At 61.7% G+C, this 16,714-nt stretch carries 14 protein-coding genes and 1 pseudogene; 7 read left to right on the forward strand and 8 right to left on the reverse strand.

The genetic code is table 11. The features are described 5' to 3' along the window. Positions 1–200 precede the first annotated feature (200 nt). A complete protein-coding gene (locus NYQ88_RS15000) occupies positions 201–968 on the forward strand; it encodes a sulfite exporter TauE/SafE family protein (RefSeq protein ID WP_275651925.1) in 768 nt (255 codons plus the stop codon). Here the strand turns inward: NYQ88_RS15000 and NYQ88_RS15005 are convergent. The 3 genes from NYQ88_RS15005 to NYQ88_RS15015 form a co-directional block, all read right to left on the reverse strand. Further along, positions 956–3,058: a molybdopterin-dependent oxidoreductase gene (locus NYQ88_RS15005; protein ID WP_275651926.1), complete on the reverse strand. Its 2,103-nt coding sequence runs from the start codon at positions 3,056–3,058 to the stop codon at positions 956–958. The genes NYQ88_RS15000 and NYQ88_RS15005 overlap by 13 nt on opposite strands. Before the next feature lie 225 nt (positions 3,059–3,283). Next, positions 3,284–3,865, reverse strand: a complete 582-nt coding sequence (locus NYQ88_RS15010) for a hypothetical protein (RefSeq protein ID WP_275651927.1) — start codon at positions 3,863–3,865, stop codon at positions 3,284–3,286. 236 nt (positions 3,866–4,101) lie between these two features. Next, on the reverse strand, positions 4,102–5,691 hold the full coding sequence (locus NYQ88_RS15015; protein ID WP_275651928.1) for an MDR family MFS transporter: 1,590 nt from the start codon (positions 5,689–5,691) through the stop codon (positions 4,102–4,104). 131 nt (positions 5,692–5,822) lie between these two features. Here NYQ88_RS15015 and NYQ88_RS15020 point away from each other — a divergent pair, with 131 nt between their 5' ends. The 3 genes and pseudogenes from NYQ88_RS15020 (at position 5,823) to NYQ88_RS15030 (ending at position 8,569) form a co-directional block, all read left to right on the forward strand. Next, on the forward strand, positions 5,823–6,416 hold the full coding sequence (locus tag NYQ88_RS15020) for a MarR family transcriptional regulator (protein ID WP_275651929.1): 594 nt from the start codon (positions 5,823–5,825) through the stop codon (positions 6,414–6,416). A 91-nt stretch (positions 6,417–6,507) separates the two neighbouring features. Continuing rightward, positions 6,508–7,725, forward strand: a complete 1,218-nt coding sequence (locus NYQ88_RS15025; RefSeq protein ID WP_275651930.1) for an MFS transporter — start codon at positions 6,508–6,510, stop codon at positions 7,723–7,725. Between the two features lie 74 nt (positions 7,726–7,799). Continuing rightward, a pseudogene (locus NYQ88_RS15030) lies at positions 7,800–8,569 on the forward strand (IS5 family transposase). Between the two features lie 19 nt (positions 8,570–8,588). On the opposite strand, the gene NYQ88_RS15035 reads toward NYQ88_RS15030, so the two are convergent. The 3 genes from NYQ88_RS15035 to NYQ88_RS15045 form a co-directional block, all read right to left on the reverse strand. Beyond that, positions 8,589–10,490 (reverse strand): DEAD/DEAH box helicase, encoded by a 1,902-nt coding sequence (locus NYQ88_RS15035; protein WP_275651931.1) that lies wholly within the window; start codon positions 10,488–10,490, stop codon positions 8,589–8,591. 291 nt (positions 10,491–10,781) lie between these two features. After that, positions 10,782–11,204 (reverse strand): nucleoside-diphosphate kinase, encoded by a 423-nt coding sequence (gene ndk, locus NYQ88_RS15040; protein WP_275651932.1) that lies wholly within the window; start codon positions 11,202–11,204, stop codon positions 10,782–10,784. 129 nt (positions 11,205–11,333) lie between these two features. Beyond that, positions 11,334–11,714: a hypothetical protein gene (locus NYQ88_RS15045; RefSeq protein WP_275651933.1), complete on the reverse strand. Its 381-nt coding sequence runs from the start codon at positions 11,712–11,714 to the stop codon at positions 11,334–11,336. Positions 11,715–11,941: 227 nt separating this feature from the next. Between NYQ88_RS15045 and NYQ88_RS15050 the strand changes: the two genes are divergently transcribed. The 3 genes from NYQ88_RS15050 (at position 11,942) to NYQ88_RS15060 (ending at position 15,611) form a co-directional block, all read left to right on the forward strand. Then, complete coding sequence (locus NYQ88_RS15050; RefSeq protein ID WP_275651934.1) at positions 11,942–13,822, forward strand: ABC-F family ATP-binding cassette domain-containing protein; 1,881 nt, start codon at positions 11,942–11,944, stop codon at positions 13,820–13,822. A gap of 78 nt (positions 13,823–13,900) precedes the next feature. Then, a complete protein-coding gene (locus NYQ88_RS15055; RefSeq protein ID WP_275651935.1) occupies positions 13,901–14,761 on the forward strand; it encodes a DUF4344 domain-containing metallopeptidase in 861 nt (286 codons plus the stop codon). 31 nt (positions 14,762–14,792) lie between these two features. Beyond that, positions 14,793–15,611: a DUF4344 domain-containing metallopeptidase gene (locus NYQ88_RS15060; protein WP_275651936.1), complete on the forward strand. Its 819-nt coding sequence runs from the start codon at positions 14,793–14,795 to the stop codon at positions 15,609–15,611. Here the strand turns inward: NYQ88_RS15060 and NYQ88_RS15065 are convergent. After that, positions 15,608–16,225 (reverse strand): YitT family protein, encoded by a 618-nt coding sequence (locus NYQ88_RS15065; RefSeq protein WP_275651937.1) that lies wholly within the window; start codon positions 16,223–16,225, stop codon positions 15,608–15,610. The two genes, NYQ88_RS15060 and NYQ88_RS15065, sit on opposite strands and share 4 nt — an antisense overlap. Next, positions 16,222–16,668, reverse strand: a complete 447-nt coding sequence (locus NYQ88_RS15070) for a DNA polymerase III subunit chi (RefSeq protein ID WP_275651938.1) — start codon at positions 16,666–16,668, stop codon at positions 16,222–16,224. Before NYQ88_RS15070 ends, NYQ88_RS15065 begins: the two co-directional genes overlap by 4 nt. Between the last annotated feature and the right edge of the window lie 46 nt (positions 16,669–16,714).

Here is a 16,714-nt window from a genome sequence, read left to right on the forward strand (position 1 = left end):
CTCATAGGGCCGGGCTTCACCTTGGGACAGAAGTCCCGCGAGCGGCTGGTGCCGGCAACCATCGCCTAAATGATCCTCCATCGCTGTTCTGTCAAGGCGCCATCATTTGCGGTGATGAGGCCAGCAAACAATTGTGTTGGGCTCTCTGGCATGACTAGCGTAAGCCTACCCCGGTCTGCCCGGGGGAGGAGTTCGAGGATATGACTGAAATTCTGCTGTTTCTGGCGGGGCTTATTGGCGGGGCCGTCAATTCCCTCGCCGGGGGCGGATCGTTTATTGTGTTTCCGGCGCTGCTGTTCGCGGGCGTGCCCCCGGTGCTGGCGAATGCCTCCAATACCTATGCTGCCCTGCCCGGCTATGTCAGCGGTGCGATGGGCTATTGGAAGTCCATGGCGGCCTACAAGGACCGCCTGATCAGCTACGGGCTGATTGCGGCGCTCTTTGGCTATGTCGGAGCCGAGCTGTTGCTGGTGGTTTCCGACGAGCAATTTTCCAAGGTTGTTCCGTGGCTTATGGCGTTTGCCGTGGGGCTGTTCGTATTGGGAAATCAGATCAATTCGGCGATCAAGGCACGGGGGGGCGAACGGCGGGGCATGAAAGTGCTCGGCGCGGTTCTGCTGCTGGGCTTGCTGGCCGCCGTCTGCATCTATGGCGGGTTCTTTAATGCCGGGCTCGGCATCCTGCTGCTGGCGTTTCTGGCGATGGCGGGGATGACCGATATCCACGCCATGAACGGGCTGAAACTCTATATTTCTTCGGTGGTTGCGCTGGTGGCGGTGATCCGCTTCGCCCTTGGCGGAACGATTGACTTTTACCATGGCTCGATCGCCTTGGTAGGGGTGACGATCGGTGGCTATGCTGCTGCCCGGCTTGCGAAATTCATCCCCAGCAACTGGATCCGGATGGGCGTCATCCTCTACGGGATCGGGATGACGCTTTACTTCTTCTGGACGGCCTATTTCGCCTGATCGGAAGGACGAATCCACACCGTACAATCGTGAAAAACTGCGCCGCCAAACGGTGGCGCAGGGGTGGAGTTGGTTAGCACATTGATACCGTTGAAACCGCGATGTGCGGAATTTCGGTGAAGCCCTTCGGCGATGAGGACGCCTGTCGAAACGACATCGGTGATGCGTAGGGTCAACTCGACCGTCCCGCGTCGGTTTCCGACCGTCACGGCATCGCCATCGGCGAGATTGAGTCGGATCGCATCAGTCGGGTGGATGAAGACCGAGGGCTCGCCCTCACGCTTGAGACTGCCCGCGGTCTGGTTGAAGGAGGAATTGAGGAAGGCACGCGCCGGGCTGGTGGCGAGCTTGAACGGATGCTCCGCGTCGGGCTTTTCGGTGATGTCCCAATGATCGGCGTAGCGCGGCATGATCGCGGGATCGCAGACCCAGCGATAGCCTTTGAGACGTGACACTGCATCCCAATCGGGCTCGAAGCGATACCGTCCGTCAGCCCAACCGAAGCCATTGGCAAAGCGGGCGACCTCGTCGGGGCGTTCCTTGTCGACAAAACCGGTCTTTTCAACCTCTTCGAGCGACGGTAAGCCGGACCGGGCGAAGGTTTCACTGACGACCGCACGGTCGGTGGTGGAGAAGACGGGATCGTCGCTGCCCAGGCGCTGGGCAATTGCGTTGATAAACTCGTGGTTGGACCGGGCCTCGCCGGGCTTCTCGAGGATCGCGGGGCCATAGAGAATGCGCGTGTGGCCACCGCGCGTATAGTAGTCGTTGTGCTCGAGGAACATGGTCGCGGGCAGGACGATGTCGGCGAGTTCGGCCGTTTCGGTCATGAACTGCTCGTGGACGACGAGGAACAGATCCTCGCGCAGGAACCCCTCGCGGACGAGGTTCTGGTTCGGCGCGACGGAGGCCGGATTGGTGTTCTGAACGATTATGGCGTGGACCGCGGCACCGCCCTGGAGGGCCTTCTTGTCGCCTGTGAGGATGGGCCCGATCTCGGACATGTCGAGAAGGCGGGGTGTGCCCTTTTGCAGATGCGTGCCTTCGAGGCGGGACTTGTCGAGACCCCAGGTGCCGGAATTCGAATGAAAAGCGCCGCCGCCGCGGTGCTGCCAGGCGCCGGTCATCGCCGGAATGGAGAGCGCAGCATGCATGGCCGTCGAGCCATTGGACTGGCGCGAGAAGCCATAGCCGAGGCGGAAGAAGCTCCGCGGCGTGGTGCCGACGAGATGAGCGAAGGCTTCGATCTCAGCGACGCTGAGGCCGGTGATCTCGGCCGCCCATTCTGGTGTGCGGGTTTTGAGATGGGCCTCGAACTCAGGCGAGAAATCGGTGTAGCGCTCCATATAGGCGCGATCGGCGAGGCCATCGCGCAGGAGGACATGCATGGTTGCGACCGCCAGCGCGCCATCGGTGCCGGGGCGCAGGACCAGGCCCATATCAGCCTGCTGCATGGTGGCATTGTGATAGATGTCGATGACGACGATCTTGGCGCCGCGCGTTTTGCGGGCCTTCATCGCGTGGGTCATGACATTGACCTGGGTGTGCACCGCATTGGTGCCCCAGATCACGACGCAGTCGCTTTCGGCCATCTGTTCGGGATTGACCCCGCCAAGTAGGCCGGTACCGGCGATATAGCCGGGCCAGGCCAAGCCGGTGCAGATGGTATCGTATTGATGTGAATAGCCTCGCACCGCGCGCAGTCGCTCGATACCGTCGCGGTGCACGTGGCCCATGGTCCCGGCATAGAAATAGGGCCAGACGGATTCGGCGCCGTGGGTCTTTTCCACTTCGAGGAAGCGGGCGGCGATTTCGTCCAGGGCCTCATCCCATGAAATCTGCTGCCACTGCCCTGCCCCCTTGGGGCCGGCACGGCGCAACGGATGCATAAGCCGCTCGGGATGGTGAATGCGCTCGGCGTAGCGGGCGACCTTTTCGCAGATCACACCCGCCGTATAGGGATCATCCTTGGCGCCGCGCACCCGGCCGACCTTGCCGTCCGGCAGGATGTCGACATCGAGGGCACAGACCGAAGGACAGTCGTGCGGACAAACGGAGCGGATGGTGCGGAGCGGGGTAAGGTCGTTCATGGCTGCGACGCTAGCGGAGGCGCGGCGCGGTCACAATCGCATTGTGGTGATGAGCGGTATTCTTGAACGTGATGGGGCCTCGCGAAGACCCCCACCTAACCTCCCCCTGGTAGGGGGAGGAACATATCGAGTTGGTTGTTGGGCCGGGCTCCCGATGGATCACCCGGACACGCCGGGTGATGACGATGGAGCCGTTGGTCAACTCAAGCGGAAGACGGGACTAGCCTAAGCGGCGACTTCTGCACTGGCCGTGTTGCGGCGGGCGCGTTGGGTGGCGTGTTTGGCGAGTTCAGCGGCGCCGCCATGGAACTGAGAGAAGGTGATGGCGCAGCCGCCGGTGGAGATGGTAATGCCGCGCCAATTGGGGGCGACGGAACGGACTTCGGACCAATCGATCTCAGTGAGACGGCCGAAGGCGTTGCGGTGTTCGACGCGCTTGAAATCCCAGCGCACGCGGGTGAAGAGGCCGGCAAGGCCGATGCCGAGCGCACCACCAGCGAGCAGCACCACCGCCGCATAGGCTGCGACAAGCTGCGCCGTATCGGTGGAACCGCCCATAAAGACGATGGCGGAGAGAATGACGGCCGCGAGGGCCGCAGCACCGTAGCAGGCAAAATATTCGACCATGGAGGGTCGCAGTTCGGACCAGCCGTCGACCATGACGGCCTCCTCAGGCTGGACGAGGCGCAACGCCAGGAACGCGGCATAGCCGAAGGCGACCACGCCAGCGGCGCGGGACAGCGGAAGATGGGCCGTGGCAGGCACATATTTCAAGGCAATGAGGATGGTAATCACGATGAGTGGCATTGCCACTTCCTGCCAACGCAAGGGCACTCTGCAGTCTCCAGAAATAATCGGGGCCTATGACGCTATTCGGCGGCTGATGTCCTAAAAGAGGGTGTAATGGCCGATTTGGCTATTCACAATTCTGCCATAGCCAAGGCGAGGCCCGACACTATTGCAAAACTGCAATAGCGCGACATGGAGAGCGGCTGAGCAGCCCGCTCTCCGACATCTGTTCGAGGTTGTTTGTTCGGCGCGGCTCACTCCACGCGCGAAGCGGGAGCAGGTGCGCCGGTGGCTGCAGCAAGAGCGTTTTCGTCGGAATCGGTCTCGATCTTGTGGGCCTTAGCACGCGATCCTGAAACGAAAGGCAGTTCCTCGACCAGCAGCGTCAGGATGAACGCCAGTGCGGCCGAACCCGCAGCGACGAAAAACACCGGATGGAGAGCCGACGCCAGCGCTTCGAGCACCTGATCGCGCAGATCGATGGGCAGGCCTTCAAGCATGGCGGGGGAGAATGCGCCTGATGTCTCGGCGCCAGGCGGGAGGATGTCGGCGATACGGGAACTGAGGCCGGATGCGAATAGTGCACCCAGTACCGAAATGCCGATGGAGCCACCGACCTGGCGGAAGAGCGTGGCACCGGCCGTGGCAACCCCGACCATGGCCGCAGGCGTCGCATTCTGAATGGCGGTGACGCTGACGCTGTTGACCGGACCAATGCCCATGCCGACCATCAGCATGTAGATGCTCACCTGCCAGCTCGGCGTATCGAGCTGCATGAAACCGAGCATGATCAGCCCGATCGTGAGAATGGCGGTGGAGAGGCGCGGCAGGAAACGATATCGGCCCGTTCGCGTCATCAGGAAGCCGGAGGCCATGGACGCGCCGATCATACCCGCCATCATCGGCACCAATTGCAGGGCCGAGGCAGTGGGTGAAACGCCCTTGGCCATTTGCAGGTAGAGCGGCAGGAAAGTGATCGAGCCGAACATGGCGATGCCGACGAGAAAGCCGATGGCGTTAAAGAGCGTAAAAGTCTGATTGCGGAAAAGCACCAGCGGCATGACGGGCTCGGCGGCCTTTGTCTCGACGTAGAGGAAGGCAGCGATAGCGGTCAGCGCGAAGACGGCGAGGCCGATGATCTGTGGCGAGGTCCAGGCCCAGGTGCTGCCACCAAGAGACGTGGCAAGCACAAGCGCGGTCAAGCTGGCCGAGAGCAGCACGAAGCCGAGATAGTCGACAGAGCGCTTTACGCGCTCACCCTTTGGCTTGAGCACCATGGTGATGACGATCAGGGCGACGATGCCGACCGGCAGATTGAGCAGAAAAATCCACTGCCAGGAGAAATGCTCGACGATGAAACCGCCGAAGATCGGGCCGGCAATGGCCGATACGCCGAAGACGGCACTGAAGAGGCCCTGCACCTTGCCGCGCTGGCGGGCTGGAATGACGTCGGCGACGACGGTCATCGCAATGACCATAAGTCCGCCACCGCCAAGGCCCTGAATGGCGCGAGCGGCAATGAGGAAGGTCATAGAATTGGCAGATGCCGAGAGCACCGAGCCGATCAGGAACAGCACGATGGCGATCTGCAGCACGATCTTGCGACCGTAGAGATCGCCGAGCTTTCCATAGATGGGCGCGACCACGGTGGAACTGAGCAGATAGGCGATGACCACCCACGTGAGGTGCTCGAGGCCGCCAAGCTGACCGACAATAATGGGCAGAGCGGCCGAAACGATGGTCTGACCAAGGGAGGCAAGGAAGATGGTGGTGGCAATGGCGCCGATGATGAGGCGCACGGACTGGGCCGGCGCCGCCTCGACAGGCGATGAAGTCGTGGACATAAGGCAAATCCCGGGCGGGTGCCTTACCAGCAACCAGGCCCTTGCTAAAGAATGATCGGCACCATACTTGTGCCCATAGCATTTACATGTCAACAGCATGCAATTGCTCCCAGCATTGAACAGGGGCCGAGATGCCTGACAAGAACGCGAGCGCGATCAACGCCCTGCTCAAGAAGGCAGGGATCAGCCCTGAGACGACGGATGTCGTGCTGACGGTAGACGCCGTGTTGCAGAAGTGGCGGCGACGCGCGATGCGGCGTGAGCTGGGCCACAAGGCGCTGATTGATCTCAAGGCCGGCATCGACCTTGCGCAACTTGACGTGCTGATCGCCATCGAGGGGCCAGAGCCGGAATTCGGCGAGACCGAAGGCGAAACAATGATCGCGACCGTGGCCGAACGGCTGGGCATCGACCCCTCGCGCGCCAGCCGGGTGGTGAGCGAAATGGTGGAGCGCGGGTTTGCCCGGCGCGCGGTCAGCCAGGCTGATGCGCGGCGCACCATTATCGAGCTGACCGAGAGCGGGCGCGCCCTGGTCCAGGCGGTGCAGGCTTACAAATTCCTGGTGATGGGCGATTTCTTTTCCGGCTGGTCCGCCGAGGACCTCGACGTCTTCCTTCCCCTGCTGCAGCGTTTCGCCAGCTGGAGCGAGGGCATGGACCGCTCGGCCGAAAAGTTTGCCGACGACATTGCAGAGCTGTCCAAATCGATACAACCGGGCCGTTAGCATCAATTTCGTGAATGGATGCGCGCCTGTTTTTTGATTGCACAGGATCGGCTTGAGACAATAGCTCTGTGCGGCCTTGAGGGGGGACGCCATGGCCGATCGATCTCGCATGCCGGTCACGGCACTGCTCGGCAGCAATATGTTTTTCTCGGGCGTCACCTACGCCGCGACCATTCCCTATGCGTCGCTGGTGGGTATCGACACGCTCGGCCTGACGCCAGCGTGGTTCGCGACGATCATGGCCGTGGGCTCGGTTCTGGCGACATTTGTATCGGTGGCTTTGGGCTATATTTCGGACAAGCTGCCCGACCGGCGCCTGCTGGTGGTGATGACCGCGATTGCGGGCATGGTCGCCCATGGCATGATCTATGCGTGGCCGACGCAGGCGAGCTTTGCTATCGCCATGGGGCTGGTGATGCCGGTGGCCGGAGCATGCTATTCGCAGTGCTTTGGCTATGTCCGGGTTTATTACGCGCGGCACCGGCCAGAGCGGGCTGACTTCATGGTCACGGCGCTGCGGACGGTGTTCACGCTGGCGTGGATCGTCGTCCCGCCCCTCGCCGGCTGGATCGCAGCCGAGTTCGACATCTTCAACGTCTATCTGGCTTCTGCGGTGAGCTACGCCGCCATTGCGGGGATTTATCCCGTACTGATGCGCGACCCGGCGACCTGCATCGAGGCCTCCGCGCCCCGGCGGCTTGATGGCGACTGGAAGACGAGCTTTGCCCTGCAGCCGGGTATCGTGGCGGGCCTGATCGGGCTGATCGTGATGACAGGCGGCTCGCGGCTCTTCACCTTTACCATCCCGCTGTCCATCGTCAGTGATCTGGGCGGCGGGCTTGCCGATGTCGGGCTCTATGCCGGCATCACGGCAGCTACCGAAGTGCCTGCCCTGTTCCTGCTCGCCTATCTCGGCAACAGGCTCTCCAAGGAGACGCTTCTGGCGGCGGCGGGAGTGGTGATGGCGGTGTTCATCGGGATCGCCAGCCAACTACATACGGTGAGCGAGCTGTTCTGGCTGCTTGCGCTCAACGGCCTAGGAACCGCGGCACTGATGACGATCAGCCTCTCCTATGTGCAGGAGGCGATCAAGGATCGGGTGGGGTTGTCGACGTCGCTGCTGGACGTGGTGGCCATCGCGGCCAATCTATTGGGCGCAATGGCGTTCGGTGTGCTGGCCGCAGATGGCGACTATCGCTTCGCGCTGGTAATCGCGGCGATCATCTCGGTCGCCGGGGCGATCATACTGGCGCTGGGCAATATGGGTCGGCTCGGCGCAAAGACGAAGACGGCGGACGCCCCAGTCTAGGTCACATACCCATTAACGGGATTCCCAAAGTGCTGCTGTTGTGATTCCTTCCCTTTGGTGGACAGGAGGTGATGATGGCGCGTTTTGATCTTACGGATTTTGAGTGGTCTGTGATCCAGCCGCTGCTTCCGACGAAGGTGCGCGGCGTTCCGCGCGCCGATGACCGGCGTGTTCTGAACGGCATCTTCTGGCGGCTTCGCACGGGCGCGCCCTGGGCCGACATCCCGACGCGGTATGGCCCGCACACGACCTGCGTGAACCGCTTCAACCGGTGGCGCAGGGCCGGCCACTGGGCGCGCATTCTTGACGCTGTATCAGCCGCTTACAATGGCGACGTGCAGATGATCGACTCGTCCTCGATCCGGGTTCACCAGCACGCCGCCAACGGTCAAAAAAAGACGAGCGATCCCGTTGCATGGGTCGTTCGCGCGGCGGCCTGACCACCAAGATCCATGCGCTGGTCGATGCCCAGGGGCGGCCGATCCAGCTCAAACTGACCGAAGGCCAGGCCCATGATGGGCGATCAGCAGCGGACATGTTTGCCACCCTGTCCGCTGGAAATATCCTGCTCGCAGACCGAGCCTACGACAGTGATGCCCTGCGCAGCACCATGGCCGAGCGCGGTGCATGGGCCAATATCCGCGCCATGCCCAACCGCGTGCAAACCTTCCCATTCAGCCACTGGGTCTATCGCCAGCGCAACGCTGTCGAACGTTACTTCAACAAACTCAAACACTTCAGGGCAATCGCAACCCGATACGACAAGCGAGACGACAATTTCCTGGCATCAGTCCAACTCGCTTCAATCCGTATCTGGTTGCGAAGTTATGAGTCGGTCACCTAGGGCGCCCGCCGGATTGGCATCAGTCGTTGGCTGGCTTGCGCTTGGCCGGACGGGCCTTTTCGCCATCCTTGGACCAGGCTGGCTTGCCCTTGTCCTTGGAGAAGGTCTTCTCCTTGTAGGGCTTGTCGGACTTGTACGCAGGCTTGTCCTTGGCGGCAGCAGGTCGGCGCTTGGCCGCACCTTCGCCATCCTTGTTCCAGCTCTTGCGCTCGTCGCCGTCCTTGTTCCAAGCCTTGCGTTCCGGACGCTCACCACGCGGGGCAGCATCGAAATCCGGACGCTTGTTGCTGGGGCGGCTGGACCGCTCTGGCATCGGGGCATCGCCCTCAACCGGGGAAATATTGATACCCTTTTCGCCCGAACCGTTCTTGGCGACATAACGCGCATAGGCGTCGGCCTTGTCGGCAGAAATCTCGAACAGGCTTTCGGTATCAAAGATGCGGATCGAGCCGATGTCGCCCTTGGTCACCTTACCAGCCTTGCACAGCATGGGCAGGAGCCAACGCGGTTCGGCGCGCTGCTTGCGGCCTACGCTGACGCGGAACCAGCTCCCACCAGCAAAGTGCTCGCGGGTGCGCGGGGTGCGGGTGTCGAGCGAGGCGCCTGCCTCCTGAGCCGTGACATCCTCGGGGATGGGACGGGCAGCGAGCTGCTGGCGCAGATAAGCCGCGGCGATGGCTTCGGGCGTGTGACGCTCCATCAGCTGGGCGACCAGCTGGGCTTCGTCACCATTCTCCGGTGCTTTGATCGTCTCGGAGGAAAGGATCGCTTCCTTGTACTTATCCTCGATCTCGGACGCCAGCGGCGGTGTCATCAGCGAAACATCGAGCTTTGCCGTGCGCAGGATGCGCTGGGCAACGCCACGACGGTGTGCGCCGGCGATAATGACGCTCGTGCCCTTGCGGCCGGCACGACCGGTGCGGCCCGAGCGGTGCAACAACGTATCGGCATTGGTCGGCAGATCGGCGTGGATGACGAGATCGAGATTGGGCAGGTCGATCCCGCGGGCAGCCACGTCGGTGGCGACGCAGATGCGGGCACGGCCATCGCGCATGGACTGCAGCGCGCTGGTGCGCTCGGCCTGGGTCAGTTCGCCCGAGAGCGTGACGACGTCAAAGCCACGATTGTGCAGGCGAGCGGACAGATGTTTTACGCCTTCGCGGGTGGAGGCGAAAACGATGGTGTTGGCGCTGTCGAACCACAGGAGGGTGTTGATGACGGCGTTTTCACGCTCTGCTGCAGGCACCAGCATCAGGCGATAGTCGATGTCGGCGTGCTGCTCTTCCGAGCTCGTGGCCGAGATGCGCAGGGCATCGCGCTGGAAGGTCTTCGCCAGCTGCACGATCGGACGCGGCACGGTTGCCGAGAACAGGAGGGTACGACGATCTTCGGGCGCGGCAGCGAGGATGAATTCGAGATCTTCGCGGAAGCCGAGGTCAAGCATCTCGTCGGCTTCATCGAGCACGACGGCGCGCAGGGCCGACATGTCGAGGGCACCGCGGGTGATATGATCGCGCAGACGGCCCGGGGTGCCGACGACGATATGGGCGCCGCGTTCGAGCGCACGGCGCTCGGTGCGCGCATCCATGCCGCCGACACTGGCAACGATGCGGGCGTCGAGCTGAGCATAGAGCCACTCGAGTTCGCGCTGCACCTGCAGGGCCAGTTCGCGGGTCGGGGCAATCACGAGGGCCAGCGGCGCTTCGGCGTCGGGAAGCGTGTCAGCTTCGCCCAGGATGGTCGGGGCGATGGCCATGCCGAAGGCGACGGTCTTGCCAGAGCCGGTCTGGGCGGAAACCAGCAGGTCACGACCTGCAGTTTCGTCTTCGATGACGGCGGACTGAACGGCCGTAAGATTGGCATAGCCCTTAGCGGCTAGTGCACCGGCAATAGCCGGGAGAATAGTTTCTGGAAGTGACATGTCGTGGCTTTCAAAAGCGGGTTAGCCCCGTGAGCACGAAGTCACTCCCGTCACAACAATCGGGAAATTTCGCAAGCAAAAGGGCATCTCGGCGCCAGGGTCTGCGGGAAATGCAGAAGGGGCGCATTCGTTCAGTGGCATGATACCACAGGAAAAAGCAAAAAGGCCGCCCGGCTGGGCGGCCAGATGTTCGTGGAGGGAGAACCGATCCTTTGCAAGGCTCAGGGCGTTTGTCCCTCAAATCGCTCTACCGGAGCGATTTGCCGGCTGGCCGAAGCCAGCCGTCGGGTGTTACCCAACCAGCTCTTCGTCCGAGAAGAAGAACTTGATTTCTTCGGCAGCAGTTTCCGGAGCGTCCGAACCGTGGACGGAGTTCTCGCCGACGGAAAGAGCGAATTCCTTGCGGATGGTGCCTTCAGCGGCGTTCGCCGGGTTGGTGGCGCCCATGATTTCGCGGTTCTTGAGGATGGCGTTTTCGCCTTCCAGAACCTGAACAACGACCGGCGACGCGATCATCTGCTCAACCAGTTCGCCAAAGAAGGGGCGTTCCTTGTGCACAGCGTAGAAGCCTTCGGCCTGTTCGCGCGTCATGTGGATCTTCTTGAGGGCGATCGGGGTCAGACCGGCTTCCTCGAACTTGGTGAGGACCTTGCCGATGAGGTTGCGACGGACGGCATCGGGCTTGATGATGGAGAAAGTGCGTTCAATCGCCATGGCGAGTTGTCCTGCTTACTGCTTTGGATGATGGCGCCTTTTAGCGGGAGAGTATTGCGGGCGCAAGACATCCCGGCAGACCAGAGCTGATCTGCCGCAAATGGCGTGTAAAGCCGTCTATTCCAGAGGCTAGTCACGCTCGACGTCGGTCGAACCAGTGGCGATGACGGCACCATCGGCCCCAATGAGGGTGACATCGATGCGGTCAACCGGGTCCTCGGTGTCGATAGCCTGCTTTATCTCATGCTCCTCGATCTGCATGGTGCAGACCTCCGATGTCGCGGTAGCTGGAAAAGTGACGGCCAGCGTCCCGTTCACAAGTTCGCCGATCTCGGCGCGGCCGACGGCCTCGCAGGCGCTACCGCCATATTCGAAATCGATAAGGATCTGGAACGAGTTGATGCGCTTGGCATCAAGATCGTCGAGGCGCTGGGACTGGTCCTGCGCCTGAACAGGAACGACGAGACCGGCGGCGACCACGAGGGCAAGGGCGAGGCGTGCATCAAGCATGGGGACGTCCTTTCGAGCTTCTGGAGCAGAATGCGGTGTACGCCGATTGGATGCACAGAGTTTTCACGTGCGGCGAAGTGTCCGCCGGGAGGCTGCCATGGTGCTTTGGCCGGTTGCCATGGGAGGGGCATGTCTTTATCCAGCAGCCTAGACATTTTTCGCAGCACCCTGCCCGCACCGGGCCAGTTCGTGGGCTGCGCTCCTCGCTCGGATCCCTGTTTGCCGCCATGCTGACCATTTCCAATCTCACCTATCGCATCCAGGGCCGCCCATTGTTCGAGGACGCCTCGGTCGTCATCCCGACGGGCTCCAAGACCGGTTTCGTGGGCAAGAACGGAACCGGCAAGACAACGCTGTTCCACCTGATCCAAGGCCATATCAGCGCCGATTCCGGCAGCACCGACGTGACCAGGAAAGCGCGGATCGGCGCGGTTGCCCAGGAAGCGCCCGCGGGCAATGAGACAGTTCTCGATGTAGTCTTGGCCGCAGACAAAGAGCGCAAGGCGCTGCTGGCGGAAGCAGAGACTGCAACCGACCCCAACCGGATCGGCGAAATCCACACGCGGCTAGCCGAGATCGAGGCGCATAGCGCCGAGGGGCGGGCTTCGGCCATTCTGAAGGGTCTGGGGTTCGAGCAGGATCGCCAAAACGGGCCGACCCATCAGCTGTCCGGCGGGTGGCGCATGCGCGTGGCACTGGCGGCAGTGCTATTCAGCCAGCCCGATCTGTTGCTGCTCGACGAGCCAACCAACTATCTCGACCTTGAAGGCACGCTTTGGCTGGAGAAGTACCTTTCCACCTATCCTTACACGGTCTTCCTCATCAGCCACGATCGCGACCTGCTCAACAAGGCGGTCAATTCCATCGTGCATCTCGAGCATCGCAAACTGACCTTCTACAAGGGCAATTACGATACTTTCGAGACCACCCGTCGCATGCAGATGGAACTCAACAACAAGAGCCGTGAAAAGACGCTCGACCAGATTGCGCATCTGCAGAAGTTCGTTGATCGTTTCAAGGCCAAGGCCACCAAGGCCAAGCAGGCGCAGGCCCGAGTCAAGATGATCGAAAAGCTGAGGCCACCGGAGGCGATGTTCGACGAACACGGTGCGCCATTCCAGTTCCAGCAGCCTAAGATCGAGCTGCCCACGCCGATGATCACGCTGGACAAGGTGTCCACCGGCTATGGCGACAAGGTCATCCTGCGCAATATCACCCAGCGGATCGATCCCGATGCCCGCATCGCCCTGATCGGCGTCAACGGCAACGGCAAGTCGACTTTCGCAAAGCTTCTCGCCGGCGACATTCCCGTGATCGACGGCAGCATGAAGATCCACAAGAAGCTGGAGATTGCGCACTTCGCCCAGCACCAGATGGACAAGCTCAAGCCAGAGCTGACACCGCTGGAACATGTCGTCGAGCTGACGCCCTATGACAATGAAGCCAAGCGCCGGAGCCGGCTGGCCCAGATGGGGCTGACCACGAGCCGCATGGACACCAAGGCGAAGAATCTTTCGGGCGGCGAGCGGGCGCGTCTCCTGATGGGTCTGATCACCTTTGGCGGCCCGGCGATGATGATCCTCGACGAGCCGACCAACCATCTCGACATCGACAGTCGCGATGCGCTTGTGCACGCGCTCAATGACTATCAGGGCGCTGTTTTCATCATCTCGCACGATCGCCACCTGATCGAGGCTACCTGCGACACGCTGTGGATCGCCGAAAACGGTACGATCCGTGAGCTGGACGAAGACCTCGACAGCTATCAGCGCAGCATCACCTCCAACAAAGAGGGCAAGAACAGTTCAGGCGACGCCAAGGGCGAGCGCAAGCTCTCCCGCCAGGAAGCGGCAGCGCGTCGTGCCGAACTGGCGCCGCTGAAAAAGCAGATCACCGACGCGGAAAAGAAGATGAGCCGGCTCAAGACCGAGATCGACAAGATTGACGCGCAGCTGGCCGATCCGACGATCTACAATGGCCCGGCAGACCGGCTCATTGCGCTGGGCAAGGACAAGGCCCGGTTCGGCACCGAGCTCGAAACTATCGAAGAGACCTGGTTGACGCTAAGCGCGGAGCTCGAGGAAGCCGAACGCGAACAGGAAGCGTAAAGGCCAATTTGGGTGGCGAGTTGACAGCGCGCCGCCATTGCACTCTGCTGATAGTCGTTTGAGCTGCAAGGGCTTTTCATGCGCGGTATTTTGTCTTGTCTGCTCGTTGCGACTATGGCGTTAACGTCGCAGGTGGCGCAGGCGCAGGACCTTACCGGCTTCAGCAAGGCGCAACGCGCGGACACGATCCGCTTCGCCGCGAACAACAGCCTCTTCGTTCTTTACCATGAGATGGCGCACCTTCTGGTGCACCAACTGGAACTGCCGGTGCTGGGGCGGGAAGAGGATGCCGCCGACAATGTCGCGACCTGGATGCTGCTCAACAAGCGCTCCGGGGAAGCCGACAAGGCGCTTGCTGACGCGGCAGAAGGTTGGCTCCTGTCCGGCGTTGCCTATGGCAGCGGCGAGTATGAGGAAGATTACGCTGCGGGGCACAGCCTCGACAAGCAGCGCGCCTATCAGATCGTCTGCATGATGGTGGGCAGCGATGGCAAGGCCTTTCGCCCGATCGCCAACCAATATTCCATCGACCACGACCGGCAGAGCGACTGCCTGTGGGACTACAAGCTGATCAACCGCAGCATCAAGAGCCTGTTCGGTGACCGCACGGAAACCAGCAAGTCCACCGTGGTCAACGTGACCTATCACGACGCCGGCGGCCAGCTGCGCTTTGCTGCGGACGCCTTCCGCTCCAGCGGGGTATTCGACCAGGTGGCGCAGGACCTGCGCGACACTTTTGGTCTGCGCCGGCCGGTGCGCTTCAACGCCAAACGCTGTGGCGAAGCCAATGCATTTTATGACCCCGACACCATAGAAATCATCTTCTGCTATGAGTTGATGAAAGAGTATATGGAGCTCTATGCCGCCGAATTGCCAAGGCCATCGGCGCCTGCGCCCCAGGGGGGCGGCGTGGGGAAAGAGAAAGCAAAGAGCTATTAGGCCGCGCGCCTGATTTTCCGGAGATCGATGTATGCGCACCCTGCGTGCTACCGCCCTGGCGGCCTGCGTTGTGGCGTCCGTGTCCCCTGCCCTTGCGGCCGAGGATGAGCTGTCCGTGCTGAGCGATGCGATGGACTTTGCCATGCATGACGCGACCTTCACCATGTATCATGAGATCGGCCACATGCTGATCAGTGAACTGGGCCTGCCCGTGCTGGGGCGCGAAGAGGACGCCGTGGACGCGCTGGCGACGATCTGGCTGCTCACCGACGAGGGCGATGATGACAGCTGGAATGCGCTGATCGACGCGGCTGACGGGTGGTATTTTAACGCGGTCGCCTCGACCGGCTCGGGCGTCGACGACTTTTCTTACTACAGCGACCATAGTCTCGATATTCAGCGTGCCTATGCGATGGTCTGCCTGATGGTCGGCGCTGAGCCCGATGTGTTTGGTGAGGCGGCAGACGCTTACGACATCGCTCCGGACCAGCAGGAGGCCTGCGCCTATACCTATGAGCAGGCGCGCAGCTCATGGGAAATGCTACTCGAGCCGCATCGCGACGATGAATATTACGGCGAGCCCATCCACATCATCTATGAACCGGCCGGTGCGTACAAGAAATTCGCCAAGGAATTCAGGTCCCGCGGCATCATGGAGCATGCAGTCGAGCTGGTGATGGAGAACTACGTCTTGCCGAAGCCCGTGACGTTCCGGGCGATGCAATGCGGCGAGGCAAACGCGTTTTTCGACCCCAGCGAGAGCGAAGTGATCTACTGCTACGAGCTCGCCGAATACATGTACCACATGTATCTCTACGACATCGTCGGCTGGGGCGACACGGCCAACTAGCTGAAGCCGACGTAGCGGCCCGGACGGTGGTTGAGGGCGACGATCATGTTGAGCACAAGCGCGCCCAGGATCGAATAGATGACGCGGTCGAGCGGCAGGATGAAGAACGCTGCCGCGAGGATAACCGCGTCCACCGCCAGCTGAAAATAGCCGGCCCGGATGCCGAAATTGTCCTGGAGGAAGAGCGCCAGGATATTGATACCGCCGACGCTGGACTTGTGGCGGAACAGCGAAAGTACGCCGAGGCCGATGAGCCCACCGCCGACGAGCGCGGCGAACAGCGGATGGATCGCCGAGATATCGAGCCAGACTGGGATCTGGATGGTCAGCCAAGAGACCATGGCCACCGAGGCGAAGGTCTTGATGGCAAACGGCCAGCCCATGCGGAGCACAGCCAGGACATAAAACGGAAGATTGATCGCGAAGAACAGGACGCCGAAGGGCCAGCCGGTGGCGTATTGGATGAGGAGCGCCAGACCCGCCGTGCTGCCGGTGGCGAGCTGGACCTCTGAATAGAAGACGATCCCCAGCGACACCAGGACCGTGCCGATGAGCATGGCGAAAATGTCTTCATGCAGTTTGTGGCGGCTGGGTATCGAAAGGTCTGGCGTCATGCTTTCTTTGACCAGCGTCCGTCGGGTTCCTGTTGCCAGTAGGTAACCGTATTGCCGGCGCGCAGTTCCCGCCAGGCTTGCCGGGCCTCGGCCACGGCTTCGGGATCATGGCCGGAGAACATATAGACCAGCCGCTGATAGGCCTCGGGCGAATGCGGCACGGCGCGATCAACGAAAAAGCGCACGGTGGCATTGTTGGGGTTCGACTGCTCGGTCGTGAGCAGGATCGGCTGGAGGGCATCGGCCTCGTCGCCGGCAAGACCGTGGGCAAGGAAACTGTCGTCGCGAAATGTCCAGAGGTGGGCGTCGAGCGCCTCGGCGCGTTCACGAGAGCCGCATTCGACAACAGCGCGCCAGCCCCGCTCCAAGGTCTTTTCGAGGAGCTGGGGGAGGACCGCCTCAAGCGGGCGCACTTCAAGATGATAGAACAGCACTTCAGCCATAGCCGGACCTTATCCGTCTGCCGGGCGGAACGCTACTGCCGGACCT

Origin of the sequence: Devosia sp. SD17-2 (assembly GCF_029201565.1) — a bacterium.
Taxonomy (GTDB): Bacteria; Pseudomonadota; Alphaproteobacteria; order Rhizobiales; family Devosiaceae; genus Devosia.

Bases quoted from the DNA above. Each gene is read 5' to 3' on its own strand.
- NYQ88_RS15060 (WP_275651936.1), top strand. From the start codon at position 14,793: ATGCGCACCCTGCGTGCTACCGCCCTGGCGGCCTGCGTTGTGGCGTCC.
- NYQ88_RS15010 (WP_275651927.1), bottom strand. From the start codon at position 3,865: ATGCCACTCATCGTGATTACCATCCTCATTGCCTTGAAATATGTGCCT.
- NYQ88_RS15065 (WP_275651937.1), bottom strand. From the start codon at position 16,225: ATGACGCCAGACCTTTCGATACCCAGCCGCCACAAACTGCATGAAGAC.
- NYQ88_RS15015 (WP_275651928.1), bottom strand. From the start codon at position 5,691: ATGTCCACGACTTCATCGCCTGTCGAGGCGGCGCCGGCCCAGTCCGTG.
- NYQ88_RS15045 (WP_275651933.1), bottom strand. From the start codon at position 11,714: ATGCTTGATGCACGCCTCGCCCTTGCCCTCGTGGTCGCCGCCGGTCTC.
- NYQ88_RS15000 (WP_275651925.1), top strand. From the start codon at position 201: ATGACTGAAATTCTGCTGTTTCTGGCGGGGCTTATTGGCGGGGCCGTC.
- NYQ88_RS15050 (WP_275651934.1), top strand. From the start codon at position 11,942: ATGCTGACCATTTCCAATCTCACCTATCGCATCCAGGGCCGCCCATTG.
- NYQ88_RS15005 (WP_275651926.1), bottom strand. From the start codon at position 3,058: ATGAACGACCTTACCCCGCTCCGCACCATCCGCTCCGTTTGTCCGCAC.
- NYQ88_RS15055 (WP_275651935.1), top strand. From the start codon at position 13,901: ATGCGCGGTATTTTGTCTTGTCTGCTCGTTGCGACTATGGCGTTAACG.
- NYQ88_RS15025 (WP_275651930.1), top strand. From the start codon at position 6,508: ATGGCCGATCGATCTCGCATGCCGGTCACGGCACTGCTCGGCAGCAAT.
- NYQ88_RS15020 (WP_275651929.1), top strand. From the start codon at position 5,823: ATGCCTGACAAGAACGCGAGCGCGATCAACGCCCTGCTCAAGAAGGCA.
- NYQ88_RS15035 (WP_275651931.1), bottom strand. From the start codon at position 10,490: ATGTCACTTCCAGAAACTATTCTCCCGGCTATTGCCGGTGCACTAGCC.
- ndk (WP_275651932.1), bottom strand. From the start codon at position 11,204: ATGGCGATTGAACGCACTTTCTCCATCATCAAGCCCGATGCCGTCCGT.
- NYQ88_RS15070 (WP_275651938.1), bottom strand. From the start codon at position 16,668: ATGGCTGAAGTGCTGTTCTATCATCTTGAAGTGCGCCCGCTTGAGGCG.